Source organism: Phormidium sp. FACHB-1136 (assembly GCF_014697375.1).
Lineage (GTDB): Bacteria > Cyanobacteriota > Cyanobacteriia > Phormidesmidales > Phormidesmidaceae > Nodosilinea.
Window position 1 is genome coordinate 94,883 of the sequence record NZ_JACJRS010000004.1, and the last position, 14,391, is coordinate 109,273.

Genomic DNA, 14,391 nt, shown 5'->3' on the forward strand with positions numbered 1-14,391 from the left:
CATCTCATCAAGGGCAATATCTAGGGCATGAAGGCACGGGGGATTCCGGCGATTCATTAGACCTAGTTTAGGGTACTGGAATCAAAGGTGATGGCATCACGGTCGTGGGCGGGGTTGGTGAGGATAAGCTGGCCCAAATTGACGTGCCACAGGTTGGTTTTCTTGAAGTTGGCCCCCGCCAGTTGGGCGAAGTCTAGGCAAGCTTCCGACAGATTGGCCCGGAACAGGTTGGCATTTTCCAAAGAGGCATGGCTGAGATCGGCGAGCCTCAGCACCGCTTCCCGCAGGTCGGCCTCGCTGAGGTTAGTGCCCTGGAGGGTGGCCCGGAATAGGTTGGTGCCCACACAACTGGCGCGGTGCAGGTTGGCCCTCGACATATTGGCCCCCATCAGACTGGCGCTACTGAGGTTGGCCCTGGACAGATCCGCATTGCAGAGGTTGGAGTAGTAGAAGGTGGTTCTGACCAGGTTAGCGGAATGCATAATCGCCTCCCGCATGTCCACCTCGTAGAAGTTCGACTCCCCCAGGTCTGCCGAAGCCATCAGGGTTTCCTGCATATCTGCCTTGTAGAAGTGGGAGTAGCGCAGGTTGGCATCCGTGAGGTTGGCGGTGTAAAGATTTGTCTTGTAAAAGTCCACCATGCTGAGGTTAGCCCCCGTTAGGTCGGCCATGCAGAGGTCGCAGCGGTAGAGGGTAGAGGACTCGAAGTTGGCATGGGCGAAGACACTTTCCCGTAGGTTGGCCTCATAGAAGTTGGCATGGCGGAAGTCAATGCTGGGTAAATTGCGCTTGGCCAAATCCGCCCCCTGGAAGTCGGGCCGGATATCGGGATTTTGCACCCGCCAGCTATTCCAGGCTTCAACCCCCTTGTCGAGGATGTTCAGATGCTCAGTGTTAGCCATTCGCCAATACTCCTTTTGCAACACATGGCTGGCCTTAGGCGACCCATGCGTGGGTGACGGTGCTTAATCGCACGATAGTTTCCAGGACACGAACCTTTCAGGACAGGAACTTATAACAGACTCATAACGGACTTACAGACGTTGGTGTTGCGGCACAGGCTACCAATTCAGCCGCATCACCCCAGACCGGGGGCATGGCTAACGATTCAACCCGACTTCCCCGCCAAAGGGGCGTCTCGGCGGTTCCCACAACTCCCTAGAGTTGCTCAACGCAGCTACCTTACCGCCGATGGTATCTCGCTTCACCTATTCCCAAGTTTCCCCCCAGAGCCTAGGGAGGCAACACGACAGTCACATAACTATGCAATTCGAGGCCATCTTGCTGCAATGGGATCTGTACAAGGGCATGATCGGCCCTGGGGTGGGTGTGGCAATGGAGGAAAACTGTCATAGCATCGCCATGCCGTCGCCATTGGGTCGCCATATCATCTCTCTACATTAAAAGACAATCCACCCTACGACTGTCTTGAGGTAATCACTATGTCCAAATCTGAATCAGACCGATCCGCCCGCCCCATGGGCACCCTAACCAAATCTGTGGCGCTCGTGTTGTTGGGGGCCGGATTGGTCACCGTTGGCCCAGATGCCGTCGCGGTCGTTGGGTCTCTGGTTCAGCGGCCCGCCGTGGCCTTCCCCGACCAAGCCGAAGCCCCGTCGATGGCCCAACGCAGCAACGCCCCGATCCCCGCCCTGTCTAACCCTAACTTAATTGCCGACATTGTTCGGGAAGTGGGGCCATCGGTGGTGCGCATTGACGCCTCTCGCACCGTGCAGAGCAGCCTGCCACCCCAGTTTCAAGATCCCATGTTCCGGCAGTTCTTTGGCAATGCCATGCCCCCCTCCGAGCAACTTCAGGAAGGGGTTGGGTCGGGCTTCATCACCACGGCGGATGGTCAAATTATCACCAATGCCCACGTCGTTGCCGGGGCCGACCGAGTCCAGGTCACCCTCAAGGATGGCCGCAGTTTCACCGGAGAAGTGATGGGGGCCGACACGGTAACCGATATCGCCGTGATTAAAATCGACGCCCAGGACTTGCCCACGGTAAGGCTCAGCGATTCCGACCAAATTCAGCCCGGTGAATGGGCCATTGCCATCGGCAACCCCCTTGGCCTAGATAGCACCGTCACGGCGGGCATCATCAGCGCCACGGGCCGCACCAGCCGAGAAGTGGGCGTCCCCGATAAACGGGTGGACTTCATCCAAACCGACGCCGCCATCAACCCCGGCAACTCCGGTGGCCCCCTGCTCAACCTCAATGGCGAGGTGATTGGGGTGAACACGGCCATCATCCAGGGTGCCCAGGGTCTGGGGTTCTCCATCCCCATCAACACTGTGCAGCGGATCAGCAGCCAGCTCATCCAAACCGGGCGGGTGGAACATGCCTACCTGGGCATCCAAATGGTCTCCCTGTCCCCAGAGGTGAAGGAGAACATCAATCGCGACCCCAATCGTCCCTTCACCGTCCAAGACGAAGAAGGCGTGTTGATCGCACGGGTGATGCCCAACTCCCCCGCCGCCCAGGCTGGCCTGCGGGATGGCGATGTGATCGTCGCCATTGAGGGCCAATCGGTGAAGGACGGATCCGAAGTGCAGCGGGTGGTCGAACAGTCCACCGTGGGCCAAAACCTTTCCCTCACCCTGCGCCGCAACGGTCAGGAAGAAACCCTCAACGTCCGCCCCGGCAACATGCCCAGCCAGTCCTAAGGGGGGAATACAAATCCATATCCAATCCGAGCCCCAGCTTGAATAGTGATCGGCTAGACCTCACGCCCTTGGCCTCCCCCCATTACGCTCTCCCTCTTCCTTCGGTAGGATAGGTCAGAATCCTGATGATCTTGCAGCCCTGATCCTCTCGCAATCCTTCTCAACGCCCTCCGCCCATGGATGATCATGCCCATCGTTGGATAGCCCTAAAGGGTGTCCTGGCCCTGGGGGGCACGGTGGGGATCGGCCTTTTGGCGCGGCGCATGGCGTTGCCCATCGTGGGAGATTCGACCCCAGCAGTAGCCCCAACCTCCCTGGGGCTACTGCTGGGGTTGTCGGCCCTGGGGCTTGTGCTGTGGATAGCCTGTTTTGGCCTGGAGTGGTGGTTTGTCCGTCGAAAGAGCCTCTTCTCTCGGCTCAATTCGCTGGTTCTGGTTTTCATTGGCCTTGTCTACGTGATCTATGGCTTTTTGCTGATTCCCTTTCTGCAAGAAGCCGCCATTAGCCAATGGGGGCAGGCCACCCCAGCCACGGTGACGGAAAAACGCACCGCCCTCCGCTACGACTCGGATACGGGCATCACCCACACCGACTATTTTCTGCGGTATCGCTACACCTTGCCCCAGCGGCCCGCCCCCTACGATGGGCAATCTGGGGTGAAAAAAAGCTACTTCGACCGCACCACCGAAGACGATACCATCACCATCTACTACTGGCCCTGGCTCCCCGCCTGGTCAGAGCTGGAGGCCGCCCAATCGGCCCAGGCTCGTTTCCCCTTTCTGCTGACGGCCAGTTTTACCCTAATCGGCTGGACGGTTGCCGTTGGCATTGTGGTGCTAGTGCTGGGGCCAATCTAGCAGCAATTCTCATTTTGGCAAATTGGCCGTTCGCCCTGAGCCTGTCGAAGGGTGAAAAGGCTTCGACAGGCTCAGCCTGAGCGGTATTTTATTCACCAGCCTAGTCATACTGAGAATTGCTGCCAATCTAGCCACCACCTATGCCTTGATCCCACCGTCTGATAGACTGAGAAACTGAGATAGGGAACGCGAAAACCTACTAGATATAGGCACTTGGAGGATTAATCCCGTGGAAAGTACCCTCGGTCTTGAGATTATTGAGGTGGTCGAACAGGCGGCGGTCGCCTCGGCCCGTTGGATGGGCAAAGGCGAAAAGAACATCGCTGACCAAGTGGCCGTGGAAGCCATGCGGGAGCGCATGAACAAGATTCACATGCGCGGTCGCATCGTGATTGGTGAGGGTGAACGGGACGATGCCCCCATGCTCTACATCGGTGAAGAAGTGGGGATTTGCACCCAGCCCGATGCCAAAGCCTACTGCAACCCCGACGAACTGGTGGAAATTGACATCGCCGTTGACCCCTGTGAAGGCACCAACCTGGTGGCCTACGGTCAGAATGGCTCCATGGCGGTGCTGGCCATCTCCGAGAAGGGTGGTCTGTTCGCAGCCCCCGACTTCTACATGAAGAAGCTGGCCGCTCCCCCCCAGGCCAAGGGCCATGTGGACATCAACAAGTCTGCCACCGAAAACCTGAAAATCCTGGCCGAGTGCCTAGATCGGGCCATCGACGAACTGGTGGTGGTGGTGATGAAGCGGGATCGCCACAACGAGCTGATTAAGGAAATCCGCGATGCGGGCGCTCGCGTCAAGCTGATCGCCGACGGTGACGTGGGTGCGGCCATTTCCTGCGCCTTCTCTGGTACCAACACCCACGCTCTGATGGGCATCGGTGCTGCTCCCGAAGGGGTGATTAGCGCTGCCGCCATGCGCTGCCTGGGGGGTCACTTCCAGGGCCAACTGATCTACGACCCTGAAGTCGTGAAGACCGGGCTGATTGGCGAAAGCAAGGAAGCTAACATCGCCCGCCTCAACGAAATGGGCATCACCGACATCGACAAAGTCTACGACGCTCACGAACTGGCCTCTGGCGAAACCGTGCTGTTTGCCGCCACGGGGATCACCGCTGGCGAGCTGATGAACGGCGTCCGCTTCTTCCATGGCGGTGCCCGGACTCAGTCCCTGATTATCTCCAGCCAGTCCAAGACCGCCCGTTTTGTGGACACCATCCACATGTTCGAGGCTCCCAAGACCCTGCAAATCCGCTAGGTTATTGGTCTAAAGATCCCGTAGGGGTCAGGTCTCCTAACCCACGGGTGCGACAACCGCGCCCCTACGGCGCTAGGAAAACGTAGGGGGCAGGTCTCCTGACCCTTCTAAGGGCAAAACCAATAACCAGAAAAGCGTGAGGCTGGAGACAGCTTCATGCTCTTCTTCCTAGAGATGTGGCTTGCCGCATCTCTTTTTTTCGGCCTTTACATTTTTTGATGGACTTTTGTTGAGTTTCCTTGAGTCAGCGCCGATTTATCTCTAAGTTCAAACATATTGGCTTTTGTGGGCCTGTTTGCCCTGGCTCGTTTCTCGCCCTACCCCCCTTGGAGAGTCGTGACGGAGTCTAGGGTGACCATCAAAGGCCACCATAAAATAAGGTGAATCACTAAACGCGTGGAGGAAGAATGAATATCGCCGTAATTGGTCTGAGCCACAAAACCGCACCCGTTCAAATTCGAGAAAAACTTAGCATTCCCACGGCTCAGACGGGAGACGCGATTGCCCATCTCACCCACTGTCCCCACATTGACGAAGTCTCTATCCTCAGTACCTGCAACCGCCTAGAGATTCACATCGTTACCGAAGAGACCGAACAGGGCATCCGGGAAGTAACCCAGTTTCTCTCCGAACACAGCGGCCTGCCCCTGCCGGAACTGCGCCAACACCTGTTCATTCTGCTGCACCAAGATGCCATCAACCACCTGATGCGGGTGGCGGCGGGGCTGGATAGCCTCGTCCTCGGCGAGGGGCAAATTCTGGCCCAGGTGAAGCACGCCCACCAACTGGCCCAACAGCACAAGAGCATTGGCCGGGTGCTGGATCGGCTGCTGAAGCAGTCCCTCACCGCCGGAAAGCGGGTGCGCAGCGAAACTAGCATTGGCACCGGGGCCGTATCCATCAGCTCGGCGGCGGTGGAACTGGCTAAGCTCAAGGTGCCCAACCTCGATGGTTGCAACATCAGCATCCTCGGTGCTGGCAAAATGGCCCGCCTGCTGGTGCAGCACCTCAATGCCAAGGACTCCTGCCCGATCACCATCCTCAACCGCACCATCAACCGCGCCAACGAACTGGCCAAGCAGTTCCCAGACGCTAACCTGCGTACTGGCACCCTAGAGGCCATGCTAGAGACCGTGCAGGCGTCAGATGTGGTGTTTACCTGTACCTCCGCTACCGAACCGATTCTGCACCGGGAAAACCTGGAGCCGATTTTGGACAGCAACCGCACCCTGATGCTATTCGACATTTCGGTGCCCCTTAACGTCCACGCCAACGTTAACGAACTGCCCAACGTCCACGCCTTTAATGTGGATGACCTGAAGGCTGTGGTGGCCCAAAACCAGGCCAGCCGCCGCCGCATGGCCATGGAGGCCCAAGTCTTACTCGACGAAGAGGTGGAGAGTTTCATGGACTGGTGGCGTTCCCTGGATACCGTGGGCACCATCAGCAGCCTCCGCAACAAGGTGGAAACCATCCGCGAGCAGGAACTCGAAAAAGCCCTCTCCCGCCTAGGCAGCGAATTCGCTGAAAAACACCAAGAAGTGATCGAAGCCCTCACCCGTGGCATCGTCAACAAAATTCTCCACGACCCCATGGTGCAACTTCGCGCCCAGCGAGATATCGAAGCCCGCAAACGCGCCATGCAAACTCTCCATGTGCTGTTTGACCTAGAGCCCACCTCGAACCAAAAGTACAGCTAGCCCAAACCCTAAATCCTGTAGGTTGGGGGATGCGAGAGCCAACCCCAACCTGTTTCAATAGGGTTAGATTACGTTCTGCTCAGCCTACAGGACTTACCCATCGTCAGCCCTTGAGTTTGAGGGTTACTCCGTGAAGTAATCCAGATCAATCTTCTTGATTTCGTAGATTTCCTTGGTGCTGACGCCTACGCCGAACTCAATCATATATTGGGCTAAGGCTTGGCCATCGATCAGGATAATTTTACTTTCGATGCGAGAGACAAAATCCCTGGCTTCAGCGGTAAAGCTGGAGGCGGTGATAAAGATACCTTTCTTGGCCCGGAAGCCTTGCAACGCCCCAGCAAACTTCTGTGCTTCAGGCCGCCCCACCGGATTTTCCCAGCGTTTAGCTTGCACGTAAATAATATCCAGTCCTAGGCGATCTTCGTTAATGGTACCGTCAATACCACCATCGCCACTGCGGCCTACAATTTTACTGGCATCTTTGCGGGTACCGCCGTATCCCATTTTCACCAGAACATCCACCACCAGGGTTTCAAAAAAACTGGGAGAACAGACTTTAATATTCTCCAAAAGCTCTGATGCCAAGTCCTGGGTGAGCCCTTGCACAATAAGCTCTAGGTTTTCCTCTGGGGTCTTTTCTTGGCTGGCGGAATCTACAACGTTAGGGCTAACCTGATCCCGGTTCAGCGTCCTAAAGGCAATGTATTCAGGAAATTGCTCTAAGAGCTTTCCATCAATTTTGTCAGTCTTGCTATCAAGAACAGTTTGACCTCTGGGGGTAATTTGGAAATATCCCCGTCGAGTGGTTTGCAGAAGACCCGCTTTCTTCAGATGTGTCTTCGCCCATCCCACACGGTTGTCAAAGGTGGCCTGACGACCGCTCGGCAACATTTCTTGGCGTTCCTGATCGCTCAAATGGAAGTGATGCGACAGTTGCTCAATCGCCTCGCGCAGGGAATACTCTTGCCCATCGGAGGCCATTTGCATCAGGGGCAGCATAATCGTTTGAAAATCGGGGATAGCCACGGTCACAAGGTCTTGAAGTGTCTATCTGCATCCAAGGCTAGCTGTGGCGGTTTACCTGGGGTAAGACGCTAGACTTCACGCCGAACGGGGTGCATTATCCATTAGGGTACCCATCTCTACCCGGAACCTACCATGGCGGTGGCGGGGGGGTAAGTCAGGAAATAGTGACAAGGGAAGGTGGGCAGGGTGACGATCTGGGGCAGGGGCAGGTCGTGTCTGGGGGCTTATACCTAGGTGGATTTGGGGATTCTTGACAGGCAGCAGAGCGGAGCATGGGCTTTAGAGATTGCCAATATCGGCCTTGCACTGTCAAAACAGGGGTCTAAAATATAATGTTGGCCTTTGCTTTGGGTCATCTGAATACCCTTCGGTTTTCGGTATTGGCGGTGGCTGCGTCCTTGGCCCGTGAAGATCCGTAGCCGTCTGTTCCCCGTTCTAGTTCAGCATCACCCCTATGACTTCTGATTTGCGCTTTCTGATGTGTTCGCCTCAGTTTTACGAAGTGGACTATGTAATTAACCCCTGGATGGAGGGCAACGTTCACAAGTCCTCCCTAGAACGCGCCCAGGAGCAGTGGCATGGTCTGTACCAAAAAATTTCCGAGCGGGCCAATGTGGATTTGGTGAAACCGCAACCGGGCTGGCCGGATATGGTGTTCACCGCCAATGCCGGGTTGATTTTGGGCGATCAGGTGGTGCTGAGCCGCTTCCTTCACCCCGAACGCCAGGGCGAGGAGCCGTTCTTTAAGGAGTGGTTCGAGGCCCAGGGTCACACCGTCCACGTTCTTCCCCCCGACCTACCCTTTGAAGGCGCTGGTGATGCCCTGCTAGATCGGGAAGGACGCTGGCTGTGGGCGGGCTACGGCTTCCGTACCGAGCTCGATTCCCATGCTCTAGTGGCAGAATGGCTGGGGATTGAAGTCCTGTCGCTACACCTGATGGATGAGCGCTTCTACCATTTGGATACCTGCTTCTGTCCCCTCACGGGCGGGTATTTGCTGTACTATCCCCCCGCCTTCGATTCCTACTCCAACCGTCTGATTGAAATGCGGGTGCCCGCCGAAAAGCGCATCGCCATTGATGAACCCGACGCCGTGACATTTGCCTGCAACGCCGTCAACATTGGCCAGACGGTGATCATGAACCAGGCCAGCGACGACCTGAAGGCCCAACTGGCGGCGGTGGGCTTTGAGGTGGTGGAAACGCCCCTCACCGAGTTCCTGAAAGCGGGCGGTGCGGCCAAATGCCTCACCCTGCGCGTCAACGAACCCGTCCACCCGGAACCCACCGGGGAAAGCGGCATCATCTCCCGCACCGTTACCATGACCGGACATCTGCTGGATTCTGGCCTGGTGAACCGGGCGCTGGATTTGGTGGTGGAAGGGGGTGGCAGCTTCCAAGTGCTGAAGTTTGACCTGGGCACCCAGCGCCAAAGCACCTCCACGGCGGATATTCGCGTCTCCGCCCCCAGCCAGGAGGTGATGGACGAGATCATGGCCCAGCTCATCGACCTCGGTGCCGTGGCTCCACCAGAAGAAGAAACCGACGCTCGCCTAGTGGCCATCACCCAGGCCGGAGTCGCCCCCGACGATTTCTATAGCTCCACCATCTATCCCACCGAAGTCCGTATCTGCGGCCAGTGGGTGCGGGTGCAGAACCAGCGCATGGATGGGGTGATTGTGGTTCACTGCGTGCCCGAACCCAGCGCTGTGTGTAAGCTGCTGCGGGATTTGGAAGTGGACGACCAGGTGATCGTCGGCTACGACGGCATTCGCAGTGTACGCAGTGCTGCCGACCGCAGCCGCACCGCCCACCAGCAGGAGGAATTCAGCTTTATGGGTTCCGGTGTCTCCAGCGAACGCCGTGTGGAACTGATCGTAGAACAGGTGGCCTGGGAACTGCGCCGCCTGCGGGATCAGGGCGGTAAGGCCGTCGTTGTTGCTGGGCCTGTGGTGATTCATACGGGCGGCGGCGAACACCTGTCTCGCCTCATCCGCGAAGGCTACATCCAGGGTCTCCTCGGTGGCAACGCCATCGCCGTCCACGACATTGAGCAAGCCATGCTGGGTACCTCCCTCGGTGTCGATATGAAACAGGGAACATCGGTGCGGGGGGGGCACCGTCACCACCTGCGGGCAATCAACAGCATCCGCCGCTGCGGCAGCATTGCCAACGCCGTGGAGCAGGGAGTCCTCACCAAGGGCGTGTTCTACGAATGCGTCAAGCACGGTGTTCCCTTCTCCCTGGCGGGCTCCATCCGCGATGACGGCCCCCTGCCCGACACCAAAATGGACTTAATCGAAGCCCAGGCCGACTACGCCCGCCTCATCGAAGGCTGCGACATGATTCTGATGTTCTCCACCATGCTCCACTCCATCGGCGTCGGTAATATGACCCCCGCTGGCGTCAAGATGGTCTGCGTAGACATCAATCCCGCCGTGGTCACCAAACTGGCCGACCGGGGTTCCCTAGAATCCACCGGGGTGGTTACCGATGTGGGTCTGTTCCTCAGTCTACTGGTGAAGCAACTGGATCGCCTGACCCAGCCCCACGTGGTGGCGTAACACCGCACCTAAGCGCATCTAGCTGAAAACCGCTGCTAATTCTCCCTGGGCCTAACTTGTTAGGCATTACTAGGGGGATAGTGGCGGTTATTTGTATGGGTTTTCTATAGATGTACTCAATTTGCCCTAGGCACGCAGCAGCAGGGCAACACCTATCAATTTAGGGAATAGAGTACCTCAACAGCCTCAATGGCTTGGGCTTTACCCTTCAGTTTTAAAGACCCGATGGCGCGGCAGGAAACCTGATCGTGAATCACACGGTAGGTCTCTGGGCCAAGGAGGATTTGCCCAGGCTGAGCTGCACTTTCTAGCCGAGCTGCCGTATTGACCACATCCCCAATTACAGTGTAGTCCATTCGACGATGGCTACCTAAACACCCCGCGATCACCTCCCCAGAGTTAATGCCAATACCCACTTGAATGGGCTGTTGAAGGTTGTTCTGGTTGAGACCCGCCACCTTTTGCTGAATGGCAATGGCACACTGGGCCGCTCGCAATTCTTGATCCACCTGAGCCAGCGGAGCTCCAAATACAACCATGACCGAATCGCCAATGAATTTATCGATAGTACCCTCATAGCGAAACACGATGTCAATAATGTCCCGGAAGTAGCGATTTAGCATCATAAAGACATCCGCAGGGGAGTTTATTTCCGACCATGTGGTGAATCCTCGCACATCACAGAAGAGGCAAGTAATTCGTCGTCGTTCACCTTCAATAATGGCATTAAAGTTTGGCTGATCGATCAGTTTTTCTACTAATTGCTGAGTCACAAATCGACCGAACAAGTCCTGAATTAAGGTAGCTCTAGCCGTTTCTTGCTCCCACAGATTATGCAGCCTGAGCAGAGGATTATGTCCAATCTGTTGGCGATAGGTTTGAATGCCCACCCACCCCTGTTGAACCAAGTTTTGTGCGCTCTCCCGCATCGTTAAGTGAGAGTCCTGTGGTAGATGATGTGGCACATCCCCTTGGTCTAAATAAGTTTCAATTTCAGGCTTGATTGTGGGAATATTCTGAAGCACCTCAAAGGCAGCACAGCGACCATAGCTGGGATTATCCCCAATACCCCGGTGGTGGCAAGCTGGACATCCCACCTCCTGCCAAAGGGGCTGCGGTTCATAACTGCCGGGATAAATCAGTCGGGTTTCCTCCAAACTAGCCAAGGTCAACTGTCCACATTGACTACAGAGACGGGGCAATAAAGTTAAGGAAATAATCCCTGCTACGTGATTCAAGATGGCTTGGGTTTTTAGTCCCCAAGTTTGAAGAGTATAGAGAACGTCTAGCCCAACAAAGGGGGTATCTAGCCCAATAATCACCCATCGTCCAGCCTGGGTAGCGGTGAAAACAGCCTCAGCATTAGCCGAGCTTAATTGATCAATCACAATCACCACATTAGGATTTTCCAAATAGGGCTGAAGTGCCGCTATCCAAGCTTGATTGATGGGCAAAATCGTCTGTATCAACCAGTCCTTGGGCAGGTCAAACTGGCACCTCTGGCTCCAGTTCTCTTCCTCACTAGAAAACACGATGGTATGTCCAGCTTGAAACAAAAGATAAGCCACCATCATCAATATCGTACTTTTGCCTGTGCCCACTTGCCCAGTAACTGGAAGGAGTCCAGGTTTGTCCTGGAGAATTTTTTGTACTCGATTCTGGACATCAAGGGGCCAAATATTTGAATTATTCACAAAATTGGACAAACTAGAGCGCTTTTCCATGGCCATAGTTCTACTGGTTAGGGGTAAGGAGAGGGAATGATACTTACTGGAGGGAAATCTGGCAAATAAAGGCTGGTGTTGATACTATGCGACGTCCTGAGAAGATTGGCCTTAATGTTGGACACAATCTAATATGACGCTTATCACCCTTTCCTGTGACAAACTTGGCAAAGGCAGTCCCGGAACGGGTGGGAGCCTGTGACAGCAACCGCCCATCCGGCCCGGTGAGGGGATGGGTGAGAAGCCCTCAGGCTTTACCTGGGTTCCCAATTCGAGGCTCTGGCTCCGTTCCACATACGGCCCGTCGATGAGTTTTGTCAGTCATCGTTTCGTTGGTCAAGCGGGGACAGACATCCTGGATGATCCAAACATGGCGATGATGCGGTTTAATCTAATACGCAACTCGAATCTTCGCTAATTCACTGATCTTTAATTTTTCTTAAGCAAAAGGATGTCACCATGACTACCAACTTACTGCCACCGATGGAAGTTAAAAAAGCGACCAACTGGGTCATTGCCCTGAGTATCCTGTTGATTCTGCTAGGGGCACTGGCTATTTTTTCCCCCCTCTTTGCCTCGGCCTTCTTCGTGGTGATGCTGGGATGGATCGCCCTCTTCACTGGCATCGCTATGATTGTTCAGTCTTTCCGTGCCCAGCCCGTGCGGGGATTTTGGATGACGCTCATTGTCGGTATTTTCTACAGCATAGCAGGGCTATTCATCATCTTTAATACCCTGAAAAGCGTTGCCCTACTTACCCTAAGTTTTGGCATTTTGTTCATCGCCGAGGGCATCACCACTATCGTCATGGGATTCACCAATCGAGTGGGAAAATCCATGTCTTGGTTGGTGGTGCTTAACGGCATTATTACCCTGATTCTGGGAATCTTAGTCATCAACGGCTGGCCCTCTACCGCGCTGTGGTTCATTGGGCTTTATGTGGGTATCAGTATTTTGTTTAGCGGCATTTCTCTGCTGGCGGCGGCCCTTGCGGCTCGTAAAGTCATGGGCGATGTGGTTGATGGCGATAGTTCAACGACCTAGCGAACGTCTGTAGATTGTTTAGCTACAGTTCATAGCAAATTCGAGTTAGAAAATCCGATCTCCACCTCAGCCAACGGTAGGGGCGAGGTTTCTTTACCCGTAAATACCGGAGGCCAACATCTAATTGACGGACGAAATTTGCTAGAATCCAAATTCATCAAAGGTTCAGGAAACCTGACCCCTACAGCGTTTGAATAATGTAGGGGCGAGGTTTCCTCGCCTGGTGCAGAATCTTTGGTCAGTCAACCAGCCTAGCCCCTTAATTCTGCCGACTCAGCGCCTCAATATGGCGCTTGCTGAGGCTGGGTTCTGGTCGGGTAAGGCTGGCTTTAATGGACTCTAAGCAGGCAAAAACTGGGGGAGAATGCATGATGCTTTCTGCCATGCCCACGGCAATGGTGCGGGACATGGGAACGGGCAGTTTCCGAATTTGAATGGAGGCAGGAATGGGCTGGGCGGCTAACCGGGCCATGATGGTAAAACCGATACCGTGGCGCACCATATTAACCGCTGTGCTGTCTTCTGAAATCTCGTGGGTGGGCACTAAGGGACAGTTGACCCGTGCAAAGTAGTCCTCTAGGGCTTTGCGGCAGGGGCTCTTTGCGGCGGGAACAATTAAGGGATAGGGGGCTAAATCATCCCAACTCAAAACGGAAGGTAGCTGTAGATCCTCTGACAGCAAAACTAAATACTCATCCTGGAGTAAATTCCAGGTCTGAATATCTTCGGCAACGGGCAGAGGCATAATACCAATATCCGCTGTTCCTTGGCGCAAACTGTTCTCAATAGCTTCAGTATAGGGAGCTTCTTGAACCAGTACTTTGATCTCTGGAAAAGCTTGATTAAATTGCTTAATCGCTAGGGGCAATAAATGCGTAGCTACGGAGCGAAAGGTGGCGATACGAACGGTGCCTGTTTGCAGCCGATTAATTTGATGGGCCGTGGTGTGAATTAATTTTGTTTTTTCCAAAATCTCCTGGGCTAGGGGGAGCAATTGTTCGCCCGAAGCGGTGAGGCTGGTGCCCGCAGAAGTGCGTTGTACCAAGGCCAATCCAAGCTGTTTTTCAAGGAGAGCTAGGGAACGACTGGCGGCGGCTTGGGACACCTGAAGCTCAAGGGCAGCGGCACTGAAGCTACCACATTCGGCAACGGCCACGAAAACCTCTAGCTGCGATAGCTTAATGGATTCTGAGTCCATGGCGGCATTAACCTCTCAAACTTCTGGGCCATCTTTCTCGATTGTAGGCGACGGTGGTAAGGGACGGCAGTGCTGGGCGAAACAGGTTGAGCAGGTGCGCCAACCGAATTTATCTCAACCGACTCCCTAATTTCAGCGACAACTAGCGACAACTAGCGACAACTAAAGTGCATAGCCTGTATACGTCTAGGTCATAGCGTGGTTTTGCGTCGAAGGCCATAATCGATTCTATGCAACACTCCGGACAGTTTTTTGGGGTTGGGTTGGAAAAAAGCTATCCACCGCATAGAGTGCAGGTGCAAGTAAAACACGGTGCACCGATGGATAGCCTCAACAGCAT

The 14,391-nt window shown here is 55.0% G+C and carries 10 protein-coding genes; 6 read left to right on the forward strand and 4 right to left on the reverse strand.

The annotated features are described in order from the left end of the window. Positions 1 to 62: 62 nt before the first annotated feature. Entirely contained in the window at positions 63 to 902 is an 840-nt protein-coding gene (locus H6G62_RS02585) for a pentapeptide repeat-containing protein (protein ID WP_190492551.1), read from the reverse strand. A 540-nt stretch (positions 903 to 1,442) separates the two neighbouring features. Between H6G62_RS02585 and H6G62_RS02590 the strand changes: the two genes are divergently transcribed. From H6G62_RS02590 to H6G62_RS02605, 4 genes are all read left to right on the forward strand, one after another. Next, positions 1,443 to 2,669, forward strand: coding sequence for an HhoA/HhoB/HtrA family serine endopeptidase (locus H6G62_RS02590; RefSeq protein ID WP_190492552.1), 1,227 nt, complete (start codon positions 1,443 to 1,445; stop codon positions 2,667 to 2,669). A 176-nt stretch (positions 2,670 to 2,845) separates the two neighbouring features. Continuing rightward, a complete protein-coding gene (locus H6G62_RS02595) occupies positions 2,846 to 3,526 on the forward strand; it encodes a DUF3592 domain-containing protein (protein WP_190492553.1) in 681 nt (226 codons plus the stop codon). Positions 3,527 to 3,755: 229 nt separating this feature from the next. Then, complete coding sequence (glpX, locus tag H6G62_RS02600; RefSeq protein ID WP_190492554.1) at positions 3,756 to 4,793, forward strand: class II fructose-bisphosphatase; 1,038 nt, start codon at positions 3,756 to 3,758, stop codon at positions 4,791 to 4,793. Between the two features lie 407 nt (positions 4,794 to 5,200). After that, positions 5,201 to 6,493 (forward strand): glutamyl-tRNA reductase, encoded by a 1,293-nt coding sequence (locus H6G62_RS02605; protein WP_190492555.1) that lies wholly within the window; start codon positions 5,201 to 5,203, stop codon positions 6,491 to 6,493. A gap of 123 nt (positions 6,494 to 6,616) precedes the next feature. Here the strand turns inward: H6G62_RS02605 and H6G62_RS02610 are convergent, their stop codons facing one another. Continuing rightward, positions 6,617 to 7,522: a restriction endonuclease gene (locus tag H6G62_RS02610; protein ID WP_190492556.1), complete on the reverse strand. Its 906-nt coding sequence runs from the start codon at positions 7,520 to 7,522 to the stop codon at positions 6,617 to 6,619. Positions 7,523 to 7,976: 454 nt separating this feature from the next. Here H6G62_RS02610 and H6G62_RS02615 point away from each other — a divergent pair, with 454 nt between their 5' ends. Beyond that, a complete protein-coding gene (locus H6G62_RS02615) occupies positions 7,977 to 10,085 on the forward strand; it encodes a TIGR00300 family protein (RefSeq protein ID WP_190492557.1) in 2,109 nt (702 codons plus the stop codon). A gap of 155 nt (positions 10,086 to 10,240) precedes the next feature. Here the strand turns inward: H6G62_RS02615 and H6G62_RS28510 are convergent, their stop codons facing one another. After that, positions 10,241 to 11,617 carry an adenylate/guanylate cyclase domain-containing protein gene (locus H6G62_RS28510; protein WP_190492558.1) on the reverse strand — a complete coding sequence of 459 codons (1,377 nt, stop codon included), beginning with the start codon at positions 11,615 to 11,617 and terminating at the stop codon, positions 10,241 to 10,243. 651 nt (positions 11,618 to 12,268) lie between these two features. Between H6G62_RS28510 and H6G62_RS02625 the strand changes: the two genes are divergently transcribed. Beyond that, complete coding sequence (locus H6G62_RS02625; RefSeq protein WP_190492559.1) at positions 12,269 to 12,853, forward strand: DUF308 domain-containing protein; 585 nt, start codon at positions 12,269 to 12,271, stop codon at positions 12,851 to 12,853. Positions 12,854 to 13,112: 259 nt separating this feature from the next. Here the strand turns inward: H6G62_RS02625 and H6G62_RS02630 are convergent, their stop codons facing one another. Next, positions 13,113 to 14,051, reverse strand: a complete 939-nt coding sequence (locus H6G62_RS02630) for a LysR family transcriptional regulator (RefSeq protein WP_190492560.1) — start codon at positions 14,049 to 14,051, stop codon at positions 13,113 to 13,115. Positions 14,052 to 14,391: the final 340 nt, after the last annotated feature.

Coding starts and splice junctions, on each gene's coding strand:
- H6G62_RS02585 (WP_190492551.1), bottom strand. CDS start 902: ATGGCTAACACTGAGCATCTGAACATCCTCGACAAGGGGGTTGAAGCC.
- H6G62_RS02590 (WP_190492552.1), top strand. CDS start 1,443: ATGTCCAAATCTGAATCAGACCGATCCGCCCGCCCCATGGGCACCCTA.
- H6G62_RS02595 (WP_190492553.1), top strand. CDS start 2,846: ATGGATGATCATGCCCATCGTTGGATAGCCCTAAAGGGTGTCCTGGCC.
- H6G62_RS02605 (WP_190492555.1), top strand. CDS start 5,201: ATGAATATCGCCGTAATTGGTCTGAGCCACAAAACCGCACCCGTTCAA.
- H6G62_RS02615 (WP_190492557.1), top strand. CDS start 7,977: ATGACTTCTGATTTGCGCTTTCTGATGTGTTCGCCTCAGTTTTACGAA.
- H6G62_RS02625 (WP_190492559.1), top strand. CDS start 12,269: ATGACTACCAACTTACTGCCACCGATGGAAGTTAAAAAAGCGACCAAC.
- H6G62_RS02630 (WP_190492560.1), bottom strand. CDS start 14,051: ATGGACTCAGAATCCATTAAGCTATCGCAGCTAGAGGTTTTCGTGGCC.